Below are 21,530 nucleotides of genomic sequence, written 5' to 3' on the forward strand. Positions count from 1 at the left end.
TTGATGCACGTTATGCGGCGGATGGTACCATTGCCGAGGTGGCCGTGCCTTTGGCGCTGGCAGGCATCGTGGACAGCGTGCGGGTCTTGGCGGATATCAACAACAGCATTTTCCTGCCCGGTGATTATGCGAACACTGACCTTATTGTAAGTGAACTTCCTGACGCACCTGACCCCGTCGAATTTGGCGGTTACAGCATTGATGGCGCGCTAACGGAATACGCCAGCGATACCTTGCTTCACACTACGCCAGGTGGCGCGGCTCAGCTTTATGGGGACGTCATCGCCGAAGGTCTTGTGATCGGCCTAGTCGCCGATGTACCCATAGGGACAGCCACGACGATCTGGCTGGACACGGATCTGGACCAGTCAACGGGCTACCAGATCTGGGGCTTTACGGGCGGTGCCGAGTATAACATCGAGATCGCTGCCGATGGATCTGCTGGACTATATACTGGCGAAGCAGGGCAAACGTTCGTTTCAGACCTCGAAATACGTTACTCCGATGATGGTGGCGTTGCCGAGATTGCAGTTGCACGCAGTCTTGCAGAGTTTGGAACAGAGGTGCGTGTCCTTGCAGACATCAATAACAACGTGTTCCTTCCCGGCGACTACGTCAATGATGTCCTGATCGCAGGGGCTCCCGCCGCGCCACCAAGTGCCCCGGATCTGCGTGTGGGTATCGTCTACTCCGAAACGACTGCCGCCAACTACTTTGATCTGACCAATTATGGCCAGCTTGTAATGTCCGCACAAAACCAGGCGATGCAGGCGGGCATGCCTTTCGATTTGTTGGGCGAGGCCAATCTGACGGATGCCGCGCTTTTGGCGCAATATGACGTTCTGGTCTTTCCAGCCTTCTCGCATGTGCCTGCTGGCCAATTGGATGCTATCTTATCTGCGCTTGAGCTTGCCGGCCAGGCGGGCACCGGCATCGTTGCGGCTGGCAATTTCATGACCAATGATGAAGCCGGTGTCCCTTTGCCGGGCAATTCCTATGCACAGATGCAATCGCTGTTGGGTGTTACACTGGATGGGTTCGGCACCACCGAGGGCATCGATATCGTCGCTAATGGAGGCAGCAATCCAATCCTCGATGAATATTCAGCGGGTGCCGCTGTTGATCGCTACGAGACTTTGACGAGCTATTTGCATTTCCGTGATGTAACCGGGACAGGCGACGTACTCTTCGAACAGGTGATCAGCGACAGCGGCCAGGTCATGTCAGAAGAGGCGGTCATCGCCACGCAAGTGGGCGGCAACCGAAACGTTCACTTTGCGACGGATGCAGTGATCGGGAACTCGAACATCTTGCATGAAGCGATCGATTGGGTAGCTAAAGATGACGCCGCCATCAGCGATATCGCATTACAAATGTCGCGTAGCACGTCGATGTTCTATTCCCGAAACGATATGGATTTGAGCCAGGAATATTTTGACGTCGCTCTGACTAACCCCTCTATCTATGACACTATGAACGCTATCCTCGCCGATTGGTATGAGCGCTACGATTTTGTCGGTTCCTACTACATCAACATCGGCGCAAACCCACCGGATCAGCAAACAGACTGGGAGATCTCGACCCCTTATTACCTTGAGTTACTGGCGATGGGGAACGAGATTGGGACCCATAGTTATACCCATCCCGATGACACCAACTTGCTGCAAGCTGACACGCCGGAATTGTTGGCCTTGCTGGAGTTGATCGACCCGCGCAATCCGAATTCAGTGGACCCCTGGGATCTGCGGAAGGCGGACCAACAGCTTCTTGCGGCGTCTTATCGCTTTCAGTTTGAGATTTCAGCGCTGGAAATCGAAGAGCGGCTGGGGATCACTGTTACGGGCGCGGCAGTGCCCGGCGCGCCGGAAACTCTCGATACCTCGCTCGAAATCATTCGGTTCTTTGACTACATGTCGGGCGGATACTCAGGTGAAGGGGCGGGATACCCGGGGGCCTTTGGTTATTTGACACCGGATCAGACTGATGCGGTCTATTTAGCTCCAAATATGTCCTTCGACTTTTCGCTGATCCAATTTCAGTCCTTCACCCCGGAAGAGGCGCTCGCGATCTGGGCGGCGGAGTTCGCGGATATCACGACCTTCGCCGACACACCCATCATCGCCTTCCCGTGGCACGATTATGGCCCTACTGAATGGATGTTCGACAATGAGAAATCGCGTTACACATTTGAGATGTTTGACAAATTTTTGGCCCTTGCTCATGCCTCAGGGACAGAATTTGTTACAGGTGAGGATCTGGCCGAACGCATAGCGACCTTTGAGGCGAGCGAGCTGACGCTAAGCCGATCAGGCGATGTAGTTACTGCAGATGTGGTCTCAGGCGACGCGGCGGGGCATTTTGCGCTGGACGTAGGCGAACAGATCTCATCGGTTACCGACTGGTATGCTTGGGACGGTACTAAAGTCTTTTTGGCACGCGGAGGCGGTCAGTTCGAGATTACGGTTGGTGCTGAGGCAGAAGATGTCACACGGCTGTCGGCGCTGCCCGACCGTGCGGAGCTTGTATCGTTGACCGGCGACGGGAGAGACCTCACAGCCCAGATCGAGGGCGGCGGTGATGTGTCCATCAACTTTGGGGCGGATATCGGCAACGACAGTGTCATTATAAGAGGTGCCGCCAGCTTAATCGGTCTGACCGACGCCGGGATTGAACTGGAACTGGCAAGCGGGCTTAACACACTTGAGGTAAACTATGTAACCGGCCCTACTGTCGGTACGGCAGCGAGCGAAGTGCTAATTGGGGGAGCGAACGGCGACATACTAATCGGTGAGGGTGGTGCCGATGTTCTTTTCGGTGGTGCAGGCAATGATACTTTCGTTGTTGGCCTAAATTCGGCCGGCTCCGTTGTGATGGATTTCGATGCTCAGGCAGAGAGAATTATTCTCGATTGGGCCGCCAGCTCTGACCAGAGCCCATGGGCAGACATAGATGCACTTCTGAACGATTTCGTGGACCATGACAGGGGCACCCAACTGACCGTCGGAGATACGTTTCTGGTCGACCTTGTGGGCATTTCCCGCAGCCAGTTGAACCCGGATAGTTTTGAATTCAGCGATGCGTCTTTCTTTTTGTGATTGGCAAGTGAATGCTTAAGGAGCAGACGATGACAAGACGCATTCTCGCCACGGGAGGTGCTGGATACATCGGGTCGCACACCACCATTGAGCTCTTGAAGGCAGGTCATTCCGTTTTGATCTTGGACAATTTCGAGAACTCGGACCGCGATTTAGTCGCTCGCATTCCGCTGATTGCAGGCGTTGGCGAAGTGCGGCTGATTGAAGGAGATGTGCGGGACGCCCGGTTGGTGGCTGATGTCATGAAGCAGCACAATATTGACGCGGTGCTTCATTTTGCCGGCAAGAAGGCAGTTGGCGAGTCTGTGTCGAATCCGTTGCTCTACTACCACGACAACCTGATGGGGGTCCTCTCCGTTCTTTCGGCCATGCGGGATACTGGTTGCAGACGGCTGGTCTTTTCGTCATCTGCAACTGTTTATGGGGCTGCGAAGATTTTGCCGATCCCGGAAACGGCACCCACCTCGATCACCTCCCCTTATGGCCGGACCAAGTTGATGGCTGAAGAGATGATTGACGATATGGCCACTGCCACAGAAGGCTTCCGGGCTATCTCGCTTCGTTACTTCAACCCAGTTGGCGCGCATTCCTCAGGTTTGATAGGGGAAAATCCGACGGGCGCGCCGAACAATCTCTTTCCATATATCGCACAGGCCGCGGCAGGCCTCCGCGACAGGGTCCAGGTATATGGCGGTGATTACGAAACGATAGACGGAACAGGCAGTAGGGACTATATCCACGTGGTGGACTTGGCCCGAGGCCATGTGGCGGCGGTCGAGCACCTGATGTCATCCTTGGCTGATCCAGTCCTTCATCGCCGTGTTAACCTTGGTACCGGCAAAGGCTACACCGTGCTGCAGGTGATCGAAGCGTTCTCGATAGCCTGCGGAATTGAGGTTCCCTATCACATCGTTGAACGTCGCTCCGGCGATGCAGCGGCGTCTTTGGCGGACGCGTCACTCGCACGTGCGCTCTTCAACTGGTCACCTGACTTTGGACTTGTTCAGATGTGCCGCGATCTTTGGCGCTTTCAGCAAGGCGTGCCTGAGCATCGAAAACGGGGTCTACGCAAACTGCTATCGGCCCAGAAAGAGATGTTGAAACCCATGTCCGTGGATGCCGGTGTTTTTCATGCACTGAATGACCGGGGCGCGTTGAATTGAAAACTCTGGCGCGCGCGTTGGTATCAACGATGTTCGCAGCAGCCCCGCTTGCGGCCACAACCTGTGATATCGAACTTGTGGAGCGGTCAGCGCGTATTCTGACTTCGCTCGAAGGAGGCTACGGGGTACAATACTGGGGCGAAAGCTATACCGCAGATGGCTTGGCGCAGGCCCCCCACGGCGTGTTGATCATCGAAGCGTCCAAAGTCGGTGCACTAGATACATCCGATGGGCGAGAGATTTTGTTTACGCGAGATGAAATGAGCGCCATTGGGCGCGGCGGCGGCAGGCCGGTGCTGGTTTATCTAAACCTCACCAAACTTGAACCTTGGCGAGACTACTGGCCGAACGATGAAACCCAGCCCCCCTGGCTGGGGCCAGTCACTGAGACGGGCGATCAGCTCGCCGCCTTCTGGCGGCCCGAGTGGCGCAGGCTTTTACGCGAACGGGCTGCCCGGTTGATGGCGACCGGGGCTGATGGGATTTTTCTGGATGATGCGCTGAATTATTTTGTCGCAGGCATGCTCAAGGATATCAGGGGCGGCAAACCGCGTAATGTTCCGGAGGCGGCGGCGATAATGATGGAGCTGGTGCAGGAAGTAGCGTTGGCTGCCCGCGCTGTGCGCTGTGATGCGCTGGTCGTTGTGAACAATGCAGTGTTTGTGGGCCGCGACGCTGGCCCGGAGGGTCAGGCCGCTTTCGACAGCTACCGCAAGGTAATCGATGCCATTATGATTGAAGACGGGTTAAGACCCGAGGCAGTACCTAATCTGCACGCAGCTTTGAGGGAAGATTATCTGGCCAAGGGCTTGCCGGTTCTCTCGCTGGATTTTGCTTCAGACGCCAAAGCGGATGCCTTAATGCGAGAGGCACGCGCCAAGGGCTATGTGCCCTATGTGGTCCCAGATGGCAGCTTTTCGTCTCTTTCGCCAGCGGTTGCGTTGGAACGGTGATACTGGTCCGCTATGTTTTGAACATGTCTGCCAGATTGTCGTCGGTTTGTGATAGCACCTTGAGCCGCTCCAGATAGCCAGTGCCTTGCAACCCGTCTGCCACGGCGCGCCACAAAACAGGATCAGTCTCAGAGCGGGCTGCGCGTTGCAAGGCGGCGAAGGCCTCATGGTGTCGTTGCCACCATATAGCCCAGGATGCTTCGACAAGTGGCGCATTAGCCAGGAAATCCGGCGTCATCCTTGCCTGATAGGGCAACAGTGCCTGCCCGCCGCCGTATCTTATAAGCGGCAGAAAAGCCCCTTGCGGCACTATATCTTTGGGCCGCAGCCGCCGGAGTGCCTTGTCAAGCAGACTAACATCGCCACTAAAGTCGGCATAAAGGATAAGGGCACTCCAACCGCCGAGGTGTGGCACAGCGTCGTCCATCCAGGGCTGCATCAACTCCCGCGCGACCCTATAGAGCCGCGCTCTGGTCAGTTCCTCCACCATGCGGGCACGGGAGGCGGGCGCAAGCGTCACAACCGAATGTGCAAGCATGCTTGCTTGGCGCGGTTGCGTAGCGATGCCCTGAGCGACTGTCACAGCCAATGCGGGGGCATCTGGTCCAGCCAGCCATCTGGCGGCTACCTGCGAAAACGCATCGAAGTCCTCGGAGATTAGTGCAAGTGCGATGAACCTGTCCGCCAAAAGCGGAACTTGCTCGCCACCTAATGTTACGGCAAAGTCTGCCAGGGCCAAAGCCTGCGCTGTTGCGCCTTCGGTTGCAGTTAGGTCTACAAGGCGAACCCGCTCCCATCCCGAAAGAGCATCCATGCTCTCTAGAGACAGTAGCGCCCGTTCGGCTTCGGTATCGCCGAGCCGGCGATAGATCAGCCCTAGTCTTTGGCGACGCACGCGATCTGGTGCGGCGGACTGTGCCCGTGCAAGGTGCTCTGCCGCGAGTGCAAGATCTCCGCCCCGCAAAGCCAAATCGGCACGTGCAGAGGCGATCGCCTCAATTTCCGTGGTGCGGTCGGCCAACGCAGCCAATAGTGCGTCCGCTTTTTGTGCGTCACCCGAGGCAGCCGTCAACTCGGCCTGCCGAAAGGCCAATTGAGGCGTGAGTGGTTCCTGAGCCGCGTCGAGCTGCATGAGCGCCTCGGATCTGGGTACGGCCGCGAGCTGGCCCTCTCTATTCAGCTCACCTCTGGGGACAAGCAAAACCGCCACGCCAGCCGAGGCGAAGGCCAGGGCAATCAACGTGAAAAGCGCCTCGCGTTCCTTCATTAGGGACAACCGACAGCGATAGAAAGGGTTTCAGAAGCCGCCCTGGTCGGCAGAGAAACGTGCCATAGGTCGCTTTCCGTTGGCACAACCTCCAGGGAAAGCCGGCCAAGTTTCACGGCAGGTTTGGCACTGGAGCGGAATTTAATTTGGCCTCGGCCCTCCGCGGTAAAGACTGTCTGGCAGCCTTCGCGGTTGACATTCGACAACTCAGGCCCCGCCTCGACAACCTCGACAAAGGCCGGATCTGCCGTTACCGCAGCAGTTGTTGACCTGAGTGCCAAAAAAGGGGCACTTGATGCAGGGTCCAGTGCCACGAAGAGCGTCGGACCATATCGAGAAGTGCCCAGAATACCTGTGCTCCGGGACATATCGATCACCCAACCCTCTGCCCGGTCAATGCGCAGCGTGTTCAACGCGCCCCTATTTTGGACTCGCCAGGCATAGGGTCCTTCCGGTACGATTTGTGCAGAAAGCGCTCCCTCGAGCCAGCCTGCGTAACGTTCAATTTTCATTGCCGCTCGAGCGTCCGATGCGTGCAACTCAAGCGCCCGCATTGCTGCCAATTGGCCGGACATGTCCAGCAGGTCACGGGCTCTGATCACCAAGACATCCGGAGACGAGGGCCAAGGAGTGTCACTGCGCGCCACGGCAGCGGCCCTAGCATGCAGTCCAGTGGGGTCGGCAAAGCCAGGCGGCCCTACGAGTTCCGAAATAGCAGACGAACCCGCGCGGGGCGTGGCTTTGGGCCCGCCGAAACTGGGGTGCGACAGGCGCAGCAGCGGTGGAGAACCTAGCGAAATGCCCCCCGCGATGTTGTAAGCGGGCAAGGCACTGACATGCGGCAGAGTAGCCAGGGCATGGCCTGCATCGGTCGCATCAGCGTCGCTGCCAATTTTGTCGGTCGTCGCATCCGGCCAACCGAAAGAAACCGGTGCCGACGTTTCGCCAAAAATTGCTTTGGCCAGCGCATATGCGGGCTGACCCAAGGACGACCTCCCCGAGGCAGGGGCGCGCAGACGCCAACCATCCGTCAGCAAGATCGCAAGCGCGATCCGTAGCCCCTGGAACATCGCAAGGTCAGGTACTGCACGGGGGCCATCGCCAGTGAATGCGGCGACGATTTGGTCTGGATCCACCGTGACAAGCGCGACACCACGGCTGTCTTTTGCCAGCATCGTCAGTTCAGAGAGCCAAGTCTGCGCACCCCGTCGAAAACCCAAAGCGCGCTCCACCTCGTCGAGCCCCGGGATCGTGATAAGAGGCTCGGCATCAAGTGGAAGCCGAGGTGCCAGAAGCCGACCTGGTGGGATTTCGAGAGGTGCTCGGATGCCGCGCCACTGCGGCATCACTTTCATCCCTTCGCGTACCCCATTATGAAGCGTCCACGCTGTCGCTCCATTCGCGCCGAGCCGGGCCCACAACGCGGGACCACCAGGATCGCCAATCACGACAAGAGGAAGGGGGCGTCCGCAGTCTGCGTCTTGCGCATCAAGCCAAGCTGCAAGACCGTCGTCGTTTTGCACAGCGGTGCCAAACCAACTAACAACACCTGAAATATCATTTGTTGCAATTGAGGCGGGAATTGGGCGCGAGACGTCCACATATGTGGGGAAGAGGCCGTTCTTTGCTAGCGGCCCCGCGAGATGCTGGGCAATGCGACTTGTTTCAGGCGTGGGCTCCTCCCGGCTATCAAATAGCGCGATTACACGGTTTGGTACGGCGGCAGCCGTCAGACAAGCCGCAACCGATCTAAGGGGCATTAGCACTAAAGCGATCGAAAGTGCCGTTCCAACCCAAAACACACTCATAGATGCACCTTCCGAATGATGCGCAGCGCAAGAGGAGGTAGGCTCCACACCTTATGGAGTATTGTGGACGAAATGAGGCAAGAATATGGTAATGTTAATAATTCCTTAAAAATGTTGAGCTTCCGCTCTTAAAGAAGGTTAGATATGCTCAGCGACATGCTTTCCAAGACCGTTATTGGTCTCGCGGCCTTGATCGCTTTGGGCGGGATTGATCAGTTGCCAACGTTTGCGAACCGAGTTGTGCACACGTCGCCTGTTTCGGTGATTGCTGCAGGAATAGAGGCCTCTCGCGCTCCGATGGAAAGCACGATTTCCCTAGCAAGCGCGAGCCCTGGTCAAGAGTTTGTCGATAGTTTTGTGCGTTCTCCCGGCCTGCTGGGTCGGATGCTGTCGGGCGACACCTGCAATTATGCTTCGTATAAAGCTGATTGGATCGTTCCGGGCGACCGTATCAATCTACGCGTTTTCGTGGATTCTGGTTCAGGGTCGGAGCGTTACGAGCGCCGAGACTTATCAGGCATCTTTTCCGTCGATCGGAATGGTGAGATTGCGTTACCTGCCATCGGAAGGATGTATGCTGCAGAGCGGCCCTTGGCGTGTCTTGAAGAGCCCATTGCAAAAGCACTTGAAACCGAAATGGGCATTGCAGCGAAAGTGACCGCTTCATTCGATACCCGACCGCCGGTCTTGATCCAGGGCATGGTTATCGCACCAGGGAGTTATGAGTACACTCCTAATTTGACAGTCACTGCACTGCTGGTGAAAGCAGGTGCAAGCGGTAGCAGCGCTGACAGCGCGCTCTATCGCTCGCTTTACGCCCGCAGGCAAGAGCTGCGCACTCTTCGCGCGGAGCTCTTGCTCAAAAGCGCGCGTCTGTCCGCGCAACGCGCGGGGGCAAAGGACCTCAGCTTGTCTCCAGGCAAGCTTGAAGACTTGCGCGGTGCCCTCGGGCGGGAAAGGATCGAAAGTGAAGTGGCTGTTCTACAGGCAGCGCGTGCAGAGCAGGCACTTCGCGCAGCGCGCGCTACTTCCGCGCGCGCTGAAGTCGATGCTACGCTCGCCATGGCAATGAAGCGACGGGCTTTGGTTCAGGCGCGATTCGATGATTTGCGCAGCCGACGCGATGCCCTTGACCTCGAACTTGCCGAAGCATGCCGGGGTCGATGTGGATCTATCCGCCGTTACGATGAACTTCGGTTCGACAACCTGAGCAGTAGGTTGTCAGATCTCGACTTGACCCTGCAGGAGGCCGAGTCCCGGGTTGCGAAGGCACGACACGCAATTGTTAGCCATAACCGCACCATTGAGTTGCACCTTGGAGAGTCAGACAGTGACCTCGCGCTCGCTATCGCGGAAACACTAGGCGCGTTGGGTGCCCTTGATGCAGAGATCGTATCAGTTGACTCACAAATACTACATCTGGGGGCGTCAACGGGCCACGTTGTTCGGGTGGCGCGTCGGCGTGGCAGTGAAGTCTTGACTTTTGATGTAAGCGACGACGCTCCATTGCTCCCGGGGGACACAGTCACCGTTGCACGCGCGAGTAACGAGAATATTGGCTTGACTGCAGGACTAGATAATTGACTTTGACATTAGAAGAGCAACCAAAACAGCTATTTTCTGAAAGTGGTCGCGGGAATTTTCATCGGGGCTTGATCGGTGCCGTGGTACTTCTTTTTTTGGTTGCCGCAGCAGAAATGCTTTTCTTCGGTGTTGGATTTTACGACCAGTTGACCCTGCATCCATTTTGGATCGTCATCTTAATTACAGCCATGCAACACGGTGTAGGGGTGGCCTTTGCAACCGTTGTGATCGCGACATTGCTGATCGGATTGCCAGACCGTCTCGTCGGCGAGGCCGCTTCAATGCATGCAGCTCGGGTTGCGGTGCTTCCGTTGCAATGGCTGGTGGTTGCTTTAGTGGTAGGTCTCTATCGGCAAAAGGAAATCATTAAAAAAGACGGCCTGAGTGCAGAAGTTACCCGCCTAGAAGGTATGTCTGAAAGCCTTGCTGCCGAAGTCGACCGTATGGATGGCATGGTGGCGCAACTGGAGCGGGAAGCCGCGACACGCCCGATTATGCAAAGCAACGTAGAGGTGTCGCGAAGATCTGATGAGATTGAGCATTTTCGGCGCGCGCTGCCGGAATTGGCCGCACTCGCCGGTGCTACCGGCACCGACTTGCCTACAACATTTGAGGCAGCAGCAAATGCGCTATTTGAAACCCCTGTTGCGCTTCTGGTGACATCGCAAGAACAGGGTACGCTGTTAATGGGCACAATGCCAGACTTTGCGGACACCCCGCGTGCCTTGTCTGATCTAGTTCTCGCTGTGCTGGAAAAGCGTGATCAGGCTGCCACCGTTGTGTTTAGGGAAGAAGGGATTGAGGCTGACGGGGCTGCAACCCTCGCACGACGCTATGCGCATATTGACGCAGAGTTGAGTGCGACGGTAATCCTTTTTGCGCCAGATGTGGCTCGTGCGGAGGCAAGCACAAATCAAGTTGAAATCCTTGCTGAGATGGCGCGCATTGCCATTGATCGGCTAAGCCGCGCGTTAGAAGCAGGAGAGGACGCTGGTTCCGCGTCCCAGGCGCTTGACTGATTTTTTGATATTGCGCCGCATAGCCGGGCTGGGCCTGACTACCGCCGGGCTTTTTGCGCTGATCATGGCAGCACGTGTAGGTCTCTGGCCTGCGGTCACAATCTTCGCCGTTCTTGCCTTTTCTATCGCAGTGGCGTTGTTGGTCTATGACAGGCTCGGTGGCGTGGCATTTGCGATTGCATCGCTCCTTCTTGGGCCATTTGCGGGACCGGTTCTTCTGCTTGCGGCGACCGGATCAGCCATTAGCCCGACCAAGATTAACAATGCTCCGGAAGTTGCTGAACTTACAAAAGCTGAACGGATCTCTAGCGAAATTGCCGAGGGCCGGAGACCGTTGACCCGCGCCTCCTCGGTGCCGGCCTTGGCCCACGTCTTTGCGTCCGGAACTTTGATCGACCAGCAGACGGCGTTAGCTGCAGTTGCGCGACAGTATACGCCCGAATTGCACTCTGTTTTGGAGCGCGCCCTTGCCTCAGACATTCCTGCGGTGAGAGTTCAAGCAGCGGCCATTCTGGCCCATTTGCGTGACAGCTTCTCCCGACGCGCGCGGGCGCTTATTGCGGATGAAACCGGGCTGTCCGGAACAGAGCATGAGACAGAGATCACAACCGTATCAACATCTGGTTTCATAGATGCCGCAACGACTGCCGAGATTGAGCGCCGCTGGCGGCCCACCCCTCTAGGAAAGCCTTTGGCTGGAGCAGTGAGCCACCTGCGGGCGGATGTGATATGACTGCCGCGCGCAGAGCTGACGTCTGCATCGTGGTAGAGGGATGTTATCCTTTTGTCTTGGGGGGGGTGTCGTCCTGGCTTGACTGGCTCATTCGAACCCAACCTAAGATGACCTTTGCGATTGTCGCAATCACGGCCGACGATCAGCCGCGCGAAACCAAGTATTCCTTGCCCGACAACGTCATAGATTTTCGCACTTTGCCCCTTATGCCCCGTCCTCGTCGCCTTCGGATGGGTCGCCCCAAGATTGAAGGCGCGGCCTATGGGGATGCCTTGACACAACTTTGGTCCAGCGGCGATCCAAATGCGTTTGATACGCTCTGCGACTTGGCGTTGACGCCGGTGGGCAGAGAACTGCCTGCGTCGCCGTGGCATGCCTCGCAACCTGATCATGCTGACCTTGTCTCCTCAGCGGTAGCATGGGACGCGATCAAAAACTGCACCCGCAGGCTTGCACCAGAGGCCTCTTTCTCTGATGCCTTTTGGGCTTGGCGGACGCTGGTCGGCGGCTTGATTAGCGTACTCACAGCACCCGTTCCGGAGGCGCGAATTTATCATGCGATTTCAACGGGATATGCGGGTCTATACGCCGCACGTGCGGCACGTCAAATGAATGCGCAGACAGTGATAACCGAGCATGGGATTTACACCAACGAGCGCCGCATTGACCTTGTTGTCGCTGATTGGCTTGAAGATCGCGTGCACAAGGGATTTGCGCTGGAGGATACACGCCGCGAGGTGCGTGATCTGTGGAAGGATATGTTCGATGCCTTCGCACGTGTAGCCTATGCGCGGGCTGACCGTATTACAACGCTATATTCAGCGAACCAGAGTTTTCAGCGGGCGCTAGGCGCAAAAGAGGACCGCATGGCTGTAATCCCGAATGGGATCATGCTGGAGAAGTTCGCGGGGCTAGAGCGTCCATCCAATAAACCGCGACCCGTGGTTGGGCTGATTGGACGGGTGGTGCCGATCAAGGATATTGAGGCTTGCATTCGCACAGCGGCTGTCATCCGGGACACTGTACCGGACGTCGAAGTGTTGATCATCGGGCCAACCGATGAGGATCCTATTTACTTTGCATCCTGCCAGCGCCGGGTGCTTGAACTTGGGCTTGAAAACACAGTACGTTTCACCGGCAAATTGAACATTTTCGAGATACTGCCCTCGCTTGACGTGATGTTGCTAACCTCGATCAGCGAGGCCCAACCTCTTGTCCTACTGGAGGCGGGGGCGGCTGGTATACCTTGTGTGGCAACCGATGTGGGATCCTGCCGCGAGATCCTTGAAGGGGCAACGGGCGAAACTCCGTCGCTTGGCCGCGGAGGACTTATTGCACCACCGATGGACCCGGCAGCTTTAGGGGCCGCTGTCATACGCCTATTGTCGGACGAAAAGCTGCGCACGACCTGCGGCGCAAACCTTCGGGCACGGGTGGAGCAAAGGTATTCGTCAGAGATCTCATCAGGCGCATATGCGGCTATGTACCGGGAGCTAGCGGCGTGACGTTAAGGCTGATAAGCAGTGCACGCGAGCTGGCGACTCATCTGGATTGGATTTTCGACGGACCGCTTCTCAATCCACTGCGGAGGATTGTGGCCGAGCTGATTGTTGTCGCGGGGCCTTGGCTTCTGACGATTGTCACGTTGATCCTGATCAGTCAAACTGCGCAGCCAAGTCTCGGGGCCGAAGCACTAGAAGACATGCGTCTAGCTGTCGTCTATGCTTTCATGCTGGCGCCATTGATTGCCACTCCCCTCGGCATCGTAGCTGCGCGAAGCATTACCAATATTGAAGCACCACCGGACAAGACTGCTTTGGGGGCGTTAATGCTTGTCGCCTGCGGTTTTTCCGGGATCACGGCACAGTTATTGGCGATTACCGTAACATTAGCATTGCGGCTTTCCGACACAGCGCTGGCCTTAGCCTTTCTCGTGCTAACATCCTCTTCGGCAATGCTATGGACCGCGTTTATTGTGTTGGGAGCCTGCCGCGCGCGGCGCCGCTTGATCCTGGCGTTTTCGGTTGGGATGGCGGCGGCTGTTTCTTTGAGCGTCCTGACGGTCAAGACCTCGCAGACAAGTGCTGACCTTGTCTGGTGCTTTGCGGCTGGTATCACTTTGTCGCTTGGATTGTGCTTCGCGCCGTTTTGCCTCGCGGGGCTTGAAAGCAAGGGACTGCATCGCGCTTGGGCGCGGATGCTCGGGACGGCACGAACAACATGGCCCCTTGCACTTGGCGCAATGTTCGCCATCGCTGGCGTTTGGGCCGATAAATGGGTGGCGTGGGGCGGTTCGGGCGGGTTGACCTCGACCGCCGGATTTTTGCATTCCCCCACTTACGACAGCGCCTTATTTCTAGCGCACCTATCTGCTGTACCGGGTCTCGCTGTTTTAGCCCTGTATTTCGATGTACCCTTTCGCGAAGCAATGGCCCGTTTCCGCTCAGCACTTTCTCGGGGCGCCTCCTTGGATAGAGCGGAACGGGCGGGTGAGGCTTTGGGGGTTACCATTTGGACGGGTATCCAGCACAGTATGATAGCGCAACTGGCACTGTCCGCTGCCTTTTTGCTGATAGCGCCGGTCGCGGCGACTTTGGCGGGGTTGCGTCTCGACCAATTCCTAATCCTGCGAACTGGCATTGTCGGCACTTTTTTGCATGTATTCTTCCTTGCCGCCTCGGCCGTTTTGATCTTGTTCAACCGTAAGCTCGTATTTCTAACAGCGCAGTTTCTGTTTCTAGCTATAAACCTTGGGGTGAGTTTGGTGCTTTCCACGGCAATAAGGATGACTGCACTTGGTTTTACACTAGCCGCTTTGGTAGGCGGAATATTTGCAATTGTATTTGTGTACGCTACAATTCGAGAAATCTTACGTTACCATTTCCTGGATGGAAACGATGTCTTATTTTTTGGCAAGTGAAATTTGAACTAATTTCTGATTTTTAACATATGGAATTTCCGTAAAGAAAAGTAAATAATATCAATTATATAGACTAATTCTGATCTGTGATCAGGAAGTCCAAAATGCTTTCTTGGAGTAAAATCCTACTCTTGACGCAGTATCTAGACTGTTTACCTAATTTATTCTCTCGCAGAGTGGCGACTAAGTCAAAATGCGGCAGCCGAAAGCGGTTGTCGCGATTGAACGATAAACATGGCGAACTCGGTGGCGACCTGCTTTGCAAATTGGAGTTGATCAATTCTATGACTAGGACAGAAATGCATGTTGTTATCCTGGACGGACTTGCGCTGCGGCGCTCCGCCTATGCAAAGCTTCTGGAAAGCTGGGCTGCACCAAATGAGTTTTTAATCGCCCAGATTGCCGATACAGAAGCGCTGCCCTCAAAGAGCGCCTTGACGGTGGTTGTCCTTGGCTCGCATTTGATCTGTAGTCCGAAAGGTACGTCACGGCTACAAGCTGCCGTTAAAGGGTCGGATGGTCCGGTTGCTGCGATGGTCGAACGCTACACAGCAGAGTGTGTTTCTACTGCCCTCGATCTCGAATTGAAGGGCGTCTTACCTGTCTCAGAGACGCCGGCGGTCATCTTCGCAGCGCTCGGGTTTATCATTGCGGGCGGCTGTTATATTCCGCATGTTCGTGAATCCGTAATTCCACAATCGGAGCTTTCTTACCTGCCAGGCAGCACCAATCAAAAACACCACGGTACGTGTGTTTCCGAGCCAGAAGGAACGGAAATATCTGGCAAGTCGGGCCTTACTCGGCGCCAATACGACGTTCTGAGGTTTCTGGCTAACGGAGATACAAACAAAGAGATCGCAAGGGAGTTAGACCTGTCAGAGGCGACTGTGAAAAGCCATGTTCGACAGGTAATGCGTAAACTCAATGCAGGAAACCGAACTCAGGCGGCCTTGCTCGCCCGTGATGTCCTTCATGTATAGTTGCCACGTTGGCCTTGTCAGAATAACGTCGCTTGAGCGGGGCAAGGCGGTTGCGTAGCGTTTGGCCATGATCAAACTTGCCTCCTTCAAATACTTCAAATCTAACCCCGAGATTATCCGCCTAGCGGTCTTGCTCTATGTCCGACATTGTCAGACGAAACTGGTTTGAGACTGGCAGGGCGGTTCCGCACCTTCGGAACATGACCAAACCTGATCCATTTCGCTATTTCAAAACGAGCCGAGAAAGCATCCGCCCTGCGGTTATGATGTACGTTTGTTGCCTTTTGTCCCATAGAAATGTGAAAGATTTGCTCCGCGAACGTGGCATCGGTTTGGCCCGTTCTTCGCTGCCGAGATACGAAAGCGACGGATCGGGGGTATGAAATCCAGCCGCTGGCATCTGGATGAGGTTTTTGTGAAGATCAACGGCGAGCGGCATTATCTATGGCGAGCTGTCGATCATGAAGGCGAAGTCCTGGAAAGCTTCGTCACAAAGACCCGTGACAAGAAAGCCGCGTTGAAATTCATAAAGAAAACAATGCGCAAACACGGTCGACCTGAGGTGATCGTCACGGCTCTGCTGCGCTCGTATGGTGCGGCCCTGAAGGAGATCGGTGCAGGTGGCAGGCAGGAAACGGGCCGTTGGCTGAACAATCGAGCAGAGAATTCACATCTGCCTTTCCGACGACGAGAGCGGGCGATGCTCCGCTTCCGGCGCATGCGAAGTTTGCAGAAATTCGCCGCCGTTCACGCTTCCTTCCAGCGTTCGGGCAAAATTCATTAATTCTGTCCCGGCCAAGTGGTCGCGATAAAACGCCATAGTAACGCGAAGGCTGGTGTAAACGAACAAATGGATAGGCATCGTTCCAATGCCCACCTGGCGCATCTCGTGTATCCACAATGACAAAGGTTGCGTCAGTTTCGATCAACATGGTGTCTGCGAAAGCCATGGCAGAGGCACCACAACCAATGACGAGGTAGTCTGTCTTCATGGTTCTGATCTTTTGCACCGTCGCTGGCTGGAGATAAAGCGCATGATCAGAGCTGATGCTCCGGCTATCTGTTTGATGGCGTGATCTTCCCGGAAGAATGGAAGCAAGCACTTTGGGACAAGTTTGTCACAAAGGGAGCCAGCCCAGCCTATCTGCGTCTAGGCACAGGGACAAATGCAGATTTTGCCCGACAAACCCGCTATAACGGGTGCTCTCTGTTCCCCGGTTGGAGACTCAACTTCAGGACTCTGCCTTCTGGATGAGCGTGACGCCCGGCAGCCCTGAGAAATGTGCGTCACAAGTCAGCACGCTTGCGCGGCGTGTCTGAGCCGTCGCAAAGATGATCGCATCCGCTGTCGCAAGCCTATGCGCGCGGCAAGCTTCGGCGGCCGCAAGGGATATCTCGGTATCTAGGGGGATGACCTCGCAGACTTGCGTAAACGCGATCACCTGGTCTGCCTTGTCCTCGCCGACTTCGCGCGTGAGCCACTTGGCGAGTTCAAGCTGGATGATAGTTGGCACCAACCAATCAGATTGATCAGGGAGATGATCGATCAGTTTCTCTCCGGTCACAGAGCCAATCAGCCATTCGATCCAAGCCGAGGTGTCGACGAGGATCATCAGACGCGGTCCGATCGGTCCCGATAATCACTTGCACAGGCCCCTTTCGCAAGACCCATGAGAGACTGCTTCTCTGGAACGGGAACCAACAAAACGCCCGTTCCTTTAGGAATAAAGGCAAAGCTAAGCCCGGCTTCCCAGTGCTGGGCGACGCGTATTGCCTTAGGGATTGAAATCTGGAACTTCGAAGACAGGGTTGCTGTTTCACTCATGTTCTTACCCTTTATTTATCGATGTTATAAACGTAAGAATGTTTCCTTCAGAGTGCAAGGTCGCAGACCGTTCAAATAAATGCATTCCGCTCCCTAGTCATAAACGCCTCTAAGCACCTACGCGCCGAACTCGCGGTAGTGCGCGATCTGAGCATGCCCGGGGCGCATCGCCTTGCGAGATACTTCCCTTTTCACTGGAAAACTTGAGCCGTATGAACGCCCCCGAAATTCGTCGATAGCCGTTTCGATCTCGTTTTTTGTTCGAGTTCTGACCGGACATGGTGCACCAAATAGGACATCTAAGGCCTAAGCCCTATCTTTCAGCCATTTTCGTGGTACCAGATATAGGGATTTGCCTCTGAGCGTCCTGTTCGAGAATAGGATTTCGGCCAAACGTCGTTTTTGATGCGGTCCCGCCATTTGGTAAGTTAAATGGGGACTTTTCACGAGTTCGAGAAAATTCCTTGCCAGGGCCGCATCTTCCTCCAAATTCCGTTTCTCAGCTAGCAATGCTTGAAGTTCGACCCGCTCAGCGACCAGTTTGTCCTTCCGCTGTTGAAAGGTTTCTTTGTCAATCAGGCGATCTATCAAGGCATCGGTGAGCCGATCTTCGCGGTCTTTCAGCTTGGCCAATTGGAGGTCAAGAGCATCTCTGAAATCTGAATGTTGACGTTTCTGTATCCACGCCTGCATTGCCTTCTGAAGGCAGTTTTTGTCGGCCTTGGCGCAGTTTGTACCAAGTAACGCATCCACGATCTCGGCCTCGAGCAGGTCTTCGCGAATAGAGCTCGTCGGACAGCCATGGGTGTGGCAGCGCATGTAAACGAGCCCTTTCTACAATTCAGCGTAGAGCGAGCGCTTACACTCCGCACAGGTGATCAGCGGATTGTCCGTTGAATGCTTGGACCTCCTCTAATGTATGCATCACCGCAGAGCGCGCACATCTTCTCCGCATGTATGAGCGGGTCGGGGACGGAGCGTTTTAGAGCGTGGATGATATCGTCAAAAATGCAAAGAACGATCATTGGGATATCGATACTTTCAAGCTGCTGCTTGAACTAGAGACCAACCCGGAACAGCAAGCGATGGCAAAGATCATCGTCCGTGCCGATCCGTACCGTACTGCAGCGCTGCACCGCCGGATCAGAACGCTGCGGCGTTGTCGGCGGGAGGCGGAGGCCCACCGACGCAAGGCTCTGGCGAGGTTGATCGCTGTCTCGATGGGCGAGATGGAGCCCGTTGCGGCCGCTTAGGGCAGTGGGTCATGCGTGGCGTTCTCAAAATCCCGACGTGAAGGCAAATGCAATTTTGGGAGCTAGATTGGCCTTAAGCATAAAATATCCACAATATATCAATGATTTGATAAAATTCATCCTTACGGACTTTGGTTCAACAGCTGCCCACCGATGGCAAAAGGAGGTGGGCCGTCGCGGTCTTGTCAGTAGTAGCCATCTACCTTTGACTGCATAGCGAACCCATCCTGCAGGGTGCCGCAAATGAACTCGACTATTTTGCGTGCGACCTTGGACGCGTTACGGGGCGAGAAAGACTCCTTAAGGGTCTGCATGGGTTCGATCCTCTCGGATGACTGCACCATTATTGGCGTTGTTAAGAGGCTATCGCACTGAGCAGACCAGTGTCTGTGAACTCGATCACTTAAGGGAATCTTCTTAACGAGGTCCGAAGTTGGCTTGTTTGACTGATCTTTGCCCTTAATGGTCTGGAGATAACGCGCTTGATCAAAGCTGATGCGATCGCCATGTGTTTGATCCTAGGGTTTGAGAGTGCGATCTTTTTTCGCAGGAATGGAAGGAAGCACTACCGGACGCGTTCGTCATGGTAGCGCCACGCGCTGTTACCCGGCGTGCGACTTGCAAAACAAATCTGCCCGGATGGGTTATGAGTAGCATGATCCCTAGAGGGGCAAGCTTCGATTGCGGAGCTGATCTGCAAGCTGGGTCTCAATCTCAAGACAGTTGCGAAGTGGCTAAAGCGGCAGACAGTTAAGGTTCTGAAGGCTGATCCCGAGAAGCCCATACTCATTGGGTTCGAGACGCGGCTGCGAGGGCTATTCGCGTTGCTATTGCTTCTGCTCACCTGCGGTCGATTGGCCGCTGACTGGCGACGTCCCTCAGCCTACCACTATGCACCACACAAGATGACTGCGCTTAGGCGCCTGATAACGAAGAATGAGATCGGGGAGTATTTTCTGGACCGGTGCTTTTGGGGACAGCGGTTCTTCGATCTCTTCGCTGATGTCCTTGGCGCACTGATCTGCTTGGAACCAAACTATTCCATCAAGTCTATGGAGGTGCTCTACGACTGGAAGAGGGAAGGGTAGGTCAAGACGGCGGCCCCCTCCTTCCGAAGTGCGCGTCGGTGTCTTAGAAGAGGTTGGTATGCAGCACATCTTTAAATCGAAAGACGATCTTGATTGCGAGTAAAGGCAGTATAGCGACCGCCAAATTTATGGTATAATTAAACTAGCTTGGAAGGACCGCGGTGATGTTTCCAAATCACGAGAAGATGCAAAGTGGCTCTGCACGCATCCTGGAGTTGTTCTCCTCCGCAACGCAGATCATCGAGCTGGGCGCCAATGAAGTTCTGTTTGAAGAAGATGATCCCGGCGATTCCCTTTTTATCGTCCTGGATGGGAGCGTCGAGATCTCGCTCATTTGGCATGACGGTCGTCGGCTAGGCCTCGACGTGATGCGGTCAGGTCATATCTTCGGGGAGATCGCCCTGTTCGACCCCGGTGTCCGGACCGCTTCCGCCAAGACGCTGGAGCCCTGCCGTCTGGCTCAGCTGAGCCATGACGATCTGTTGAACGCGATTTCCACCAAGCCTGAGCTTGCTGTCGAAATCCTCAAGTTGATGGGGCAGCGGATGCGATGGATGAACCAGCAGCTTCACGAATATGTCTTCATGCCCTTACCTGCGCGCCTTGCCCGGAAGCTCTTGTATCTCATCCCCGGGGATACCGGCACAGAGCGTAAGCTTGCGCTATCACAGACCGAGCTGGCCGATTTTGCGGGCGCCACACGCGAGGCCGTCTCAAAGATACTGTCGGCATGGAACAAGAGCGGCATTCTGAAAACAAGCCGGGGGTCTATGGAGGTCTTGGACCGTTCGGCTCTGTTCAGAATTGCTGGCTATGAAGACTAAAGCCTTTAGAAAATACCGGAGACATCAGGTGTCGCTGAGGTCCGGAAAGTACCAAGCGCGTTGTAAGGTGTCGTCGATGCTAATTTTCCTAAAGGCTATAGGCGCGATATCAATATCCTCAAATTCCGGCTTGAGCGCGAGACCGATCCGGAAACTAAGTCAATGATAAGGGTTCTCACTCAGATTGATCTAGGCTCTGGACATCGGTAACGGGGCCTTCACTGTCAAGCGTGTTTGCGCAAAACAGTTGATCCGCCGAAGCGGTGCTGCCAGCTTGGAGAGCCCAAAGCGCAGCCGATGTTGCACGATGCAAGTTACCTAGAAACTTGCCGCGCTGAGACCAGAAATTAGGCGAAAAGAAAAGCATTTTAACCAGTTGGTCTTCTTGTAAGGTGCGCAGACTCATTAGGAGAAATATTATGAAACCTTCTGTGTTCTACATAGCTCTAGCAGGCTTTTTGGGCTCAGGTCCCGTCTTTGCCGAAGACCGTATCGAGCTCAACACTATCTACCCACTTAATCAAGAATACTTCCAGCTGTCTGACAGTATTTACTATATGCAGGATAATCGAGGTTATTTTGAAGTTGTAGACGGCCCGTTAGAAGAAGGGCCTGCGCGCTGTGTTGGAGGTGGCTTCGGTGCTCAGAACGGCGAAAACTCGATACAGGGGGTCTGTGTGTTCGGAGCGGGAGAGGACACATTCACCATGCGCTGGAAAGCGGGTGAACAGGGCGGAGCGAACACGTGGTCCATCGTTGGTGGCACGGGAAAGTTTGATGGAATGACGGGAGAAGGAATTGCTACAACGGGCGTCGAGATCATGTATAAGGCAATGCCATTGAGGCAGTCGCATATTGTTGGAATGGTCAATATTCCTGATCACTAGACAGGGAGGCCATGTATGGCAGAAGGAACACCGCAACAGGGGCCGATCGTGAGATTGTTCGAGGTCAGGGCAAAACCTGGGTGTGCCAAGAAATTGATCAAGAAGTTCGCAGGCACTTCGGCCGAGGTTGT

General features: G+C 55.2%; 20 protein-coding genes and 1 pseudogene. 14 read left to right on the forward strand and 7 right to left on the reverse strand.

Annotated features, from left to right (window positions below; translation table 11 throughout):
- The 3 genes from GV827_RS21610 to GV827_RS21620 all read left to right on the forward strand — a co-directional run.
- Positions 1 to 3,095, forward strand: a 3,095-nt coding sequence (locus GV827_RS21610; RefSeq protein ID WP_164356113.1) for a polysaccharide deacetylase family protein, incomplete at its 5' end; no start/stop codon positions are given.
- A 29-nt stretch (positions 3,096 to 3,124) separates the two neighbouring features.
- Positions 3,125 to 4,258 (forward strand): UDP-glucose 4-epimerase GalE, encoded by a 1,134-nt coding sequence (galE, locus tag GV827_RS21615; RefSeq protein ID WP_164356115.1) that lies wholly within the window; start codon positions 3,125 to 3,127, stop codon positions 4,256 to 4,258.
- Between the two features lie 29 nt (positions 4,259 to 4,287).
- Complete coding sequence (locus GV827_RS21620; RefSeq protein ID WP_164356117.1) at positions 4,288 to 5,211, forward strand: endo alpha-1,4 polygalactosaminidase; 924 nt, start codon at positions 4,288 to 4,290, stop codon at positions 5,209 to 5,211.
- Positions 5,212 to 5,221: 10 nt separating this feature from the next.
- Here the strand turns inward: GV827_RS21620 and GV827_RS21625 are convergent, their stop codons facing one another.
- Together GV827_RS21625 and GV827_RS21630 are read right to left on the reverse strand one after the other, a co-directional pair.
- On the reverse strand, positions 5,222 to 6,478 hold the full coding sequence (locus GV827_RS21625) for a tetratricopeptide repeat protein (protein WP_164356119.1): 1,257 nt from the start codon (positions 6,476 to 6,478) through the stop codon (positions 5,222 to 5,224).
- Positions 6,478 to 7,824, reverse strand: coding sequence for a hypothetical protein (locus GV827_RS21630; RefSeq protein ID WP_164356121.1), 1,347 nt, complete (start codon positions 7,822 to 7,824; stop codon positions 6,478 to 6,480). Before GV827_RS21630 ends, GV827_RS21625 begins: the two co-directional genes overlap by 1 nt.
- A gap of 606 nt (positions 7,825 to 8,430) precedes the next feature.
- Between GV827_RS21630 and GV827_RS21635 the strand changes: the two genes are divergently transcribed.
- From GV827_RS21635 to GV827_RS21665, 7 genes and pseudogenes are all read left to right on the forward strand, one after another.
- Positions 8,431 to 9,870: a polysaccharide biosynthesis/export family protein gene (locus GV827_RS21635; protein WP_164356123.1), complete on the forward strand. Its 1,440-nt coding sequence runs from the start codon at positions 8,431 to 8,433 to the stop codon at positions 9,868 to 9,870.
- Positions 9,867 to 10,889: a hypothetical protein gene (locus GV827_RS21640; RefSeq protein ID WP_164356125.1), complete on the forward strand. Its 1,023-nt coding sequence runs from the start codon at positions 9,867 to 9,869 to the stop codon at positions 10,887 to 10,889. Before GV827_RS21635 ends, GV827_RS21640 begins: the two co-directional genes overlap by 4 nt.
- Positions 10,882 to 11,622 carry a hypothetical protein gene (locus GV827_RS21645; protein WP_204326032.1) on the forward strand — a complete coding sequence of 247 codons (741 nt, stop codon included), beginning with the start codon at positions 10,882 to 10,884 and terminating at the stop codon, positions 11,620 to 11,622. Before GV827_RS21640 ends, GV827_RS21645 begins: the two co-directional genes overlap by 8 nt.
- The gene (pelF, locus tag GV827_RS21650) at positions 11,619 to 13,127 is read left to right on the forward strand and encodes a GT4 family glycosyltransferase PelF (protein WP_164356129.1); all 1,509 of its coding nucleotides are present in this window, start codon (positions 11,619 to 11,621) and stop codon (positions 13,125 to 13,127) included. Before GV827_RS21645 ends, pelF begins: the two co-directional genes overlap by 4 nt.
- Positions 13,124 to 14,542, forward strand: a complete 1,419-nt coding sequence (gene pelG, locus GV827_RS21655; protein ID WP_164356131.1) for an exopolysaccharide Pel transporter PelG — start codon at positions 13,124 to 13,126, stop codon at positions 14,540 to 14,542. The genes pelF and pelG overlap by 4 nt, the downstream gene beginning before the upstream one ends.
- Before the next feature lie 221 nt (positions 14,543 to 14,763).
- The gene (locus tag GV827_RS21660) at positions 14,764 to 15,522 is read left to right on the forward strand and encodes a helix-turn-helix transcriptional regulator (RefSeq protein WP_164356133.1); all 759 of its coding nucleotides are present in this window, start codon (positions 14,764 to 14,766) and stop codon (positions 15,520 to 15,522) included.
- A gap of 200 nt (positions 15,523 to 15,722) precedes the next feature.
- Positions 15,723 to 16,279: pseudogene (locus GV827_RS21665) on the forward strand (IS6 family transposase); the annotation flags it as partial.
- A 475-nt stretch (positions 16,280 to 16,754) separates the two neighbouring features.
- On the opposite strand, the gene GV827_RS21670 reads toward GV827_RS21665, so the two are convergent.
- The 3 genes from GV827_RS21670 to GV827_RS21680 form a co-directional block, all read right to left on the reverse strand.
- The gene (locus tag GV827_RS21670) at positions 16,755 to 17,135 is read right to left on the reverse strand and encodes a type II toxin-antitoxin system VapC family toxin (protein ID WP_164356135.1); all 381 of its coding nucleotides are present in this window, start codon (positions 17,133 to 17,135) and stop codon (positions 16,755 to 16,757) included.
- Positions 17,135 to 17,347, reverse strand: coding sequence for an AbrB/MazE/SpoVT family DNA-binding domain-containing protein (locus GV827_RS21675; protein ID WP_164356137.1), 213 nt, complete (start codon positions 17,345 to 17,347; stop codon positions 17,135 to 17,137). The genes GV827_RS21670 and GV827_RS21675 overlap by 1 nt, the downstream gene beginning before the upstream one ends.
- A gap of 306 nt (positions 17,348 to 17,653) precedes the next feature.
- Positions 17,654 to 18,166, reverse strand: coding sequence for a hypothetical protein (locus GV827_RS21680; RefSeq protein ID WP_164356139.1), 513 nt, complete (start codon positions 18,164 to 18,166; stop codon positions 17,654 to 17,656).
- Positions 18,167 to 18,336: 170 nt separating this feature from the next.
- Between GV827_RS21680 and GV827_RS21685 the strand changes: the two genes are divergently transcribed.
- Positions 18,337 to 18,600 carry a hypothetical protein gene (locus GV827_RS21685; RefSeq protein WP_164356141.1) on the forward strand — a complete coding sequence of 88 codons (264 nt, stop codon included), beginning with the start codon at positions 18,337 to 18,339 and terminating at the stop codon, positions 18,598 to 18,600.
- 185 nt (positions 18,601 to 18,785) lie between these two features.
- Here the strand turns inward: GV827_RS21685 and GV827_RS23915 are convergent, their stop codons facing one another.
- Positions 18,786 to 18,914, reverse strand: coding sequence for a hypothetical protein (locus GV827_RS23915; RefSeq protein WP_268895781.1), 129 nt, complete (start codon positions 18,912 to 18,914; stop codon positions 18,786 to 18,788).
- 591 nt (positions 18,915 to 19,505) lie between these two features.
- On the opposite strand from GV827_RS23915, the gene GV827_RS23450 reads away from it, so the two are divergent.
- Complete coding sequence (locus GV827_RS23450; RefSeq protein WP_204326033.1) at positions 19,506 to 19,688, forward strand: hypothetical protein; 183 nt, start codon at positions 19,506 to 19,508, stop codon at positions 19,686 to 19,688.
- Positions 19,689 to 19,852: 164 nt separating this feature from the next.
- On the forward strand, positions 19,853 to 20,512 hold the full coding sequence (locus GV827_RS21690) for a Crp/Fnr family transcriptional regulator (protein WP_235930648.1): 660 nt from the start codon (positions 19,853 to 19,855) through the stop codon (positions 20,510 to 20,512).
- Positions 20,513 to 20,687: 175 nt separating this feature from the next.
- On the opposite strand, the gene GV827_RS23455 is transcribed toward GV827_RS21690, so the two are convergent.
- A complete protein-coding gene (locus GV827_RS23455) occupies positions 20,688 to 20,918 on the reverse strand; it encodes a hypothetical protein (protein WP_204326034.1) in 231 nt (76 codons plus the stop codon).
- A 13-nt stretch (positions 20,919 to 20,931) separates the two neighbouring features.
- Here GV827_RS23455 and GV827_RS21695 point away from each other — a divergent pair, with 13 nt between their 5' ends.
- On the forward strand, positions 20,932 to 21,399 hold the full coding sequence (locus GV827_RS21695; protein WP_164356143.1) for a dirigent protein: 468 nt from the start codon (positions 20,932 to 20,934) through the stop codon (positions 21,397 to 21,399).
- The last annotated feature ends 131 nt before the right edge of the window (positions 21,400 to 21,530 follow it).

It is taken from the genome of Sulfitobacter sediminilitoris (assembly GCF_010667575.1).
In the GTDB taxonomy this organism is placed as follows: Bacteria; Pseudomonadota; Alphaproteobacteria; order Rhodobacterales; family Rhodobacteraceae; genus Sulfitobacter; species Sulfitobacter sediminilitoris.

Coding starts and splice junctions, on each gene's coding strand:
- galE (WP_164356115.1), top strand. CDS start 3,125: ATGACAAGACGCATTCTCGCCACGGGAGGTGCTGGATACATCGGGTCG.
- GV827_RS21620 (WP_164356117.1), top strand. CDS start 4,288: ATGTTCGCAGCAGCCCCGCTTGCGGCCACAACCTGTGATATCGAACTT.
- GV827_RS21625 (WP_164356119.1), bottom strand. CDS start 6,478: ATGAAGGAACGCGAGGCGCTTTTCACGTTGATTGCCCTGGCCTTCGCC.
- GV827_RS21630 (WP_164356121.1), bottom strand. CDS start 7,824: ATGCCGCAGTGGCGCGGCATCCGAGCACCTCTCGAAATCCCACCAGGT.
- GV827_RS21635 (WP_164356123.1), top strand. CDS start 8,431: ATGCTCAGCGACATGCTTTCCAAGACCGTTATTGGTCTCGCGGCCTTG.
- pelF (WP_164356129.1), top strand. CDS start 11,619: ATGACTGCCGCGCGCAGAGCTGACGTCTGCATCGTGGTAGAGGGATGT.
- GV827_RS21670 (WP_164356135.1), bottom strand. CDS start 17,135: ATGATCCTCGTCGACACCTCGGCTTGGATCGAATGGCTGATTGGCTCT.
- GV827_RS21675 (WP_164356137.1), bottom strand. CDS start 17,347: ATGAGTGAAACAGCAACCCTGTCTTCGAAGTTCCAGATTTCAATCCCT.
- GV827_RS21680 (WP_164356139.1), bottom strand. CDS start 18,166: ATGCGCTGCCACACCCATGGCTGTCCGACGAGCTCTATTCGCGAAGAC.
- GV827_RS23915 (WP_268895781.1), bottom strand. CDS start 18,914: ATGCAGACCCTTAAGGAGTCTTTCTCGCCCCGTAACGCGTCCAAGGTC.
- GV827_RS23450 (WP_204326033.1), top strand. CDS start 19,506: ATGACTGCGCTTAGGCGCCTGATAACGAAGAATGAGATCGGGGAGTAT.
- GV827_RS21690 (WP_235930648.1), top strand. CDS start 19,853: ATGTTTCCAAATCACGAGAAGATGCAAAGTGGCTCTGCACGCATCCTG.
- GV827_RS23455 (WP_204326034.1), bottom strand. CDS start 20,918: ATGAGTCTGCGCACCTTACAAGAAGACCAACTGGTTAAAATGCTTTTC.
- GV827_RS21695 (WP_164356143.1), top strand. CDS start 20,932: ATGAAACCTTCTGTGTTCTACATAGCTCTAGCAGGCTTTTTGGGCTCA.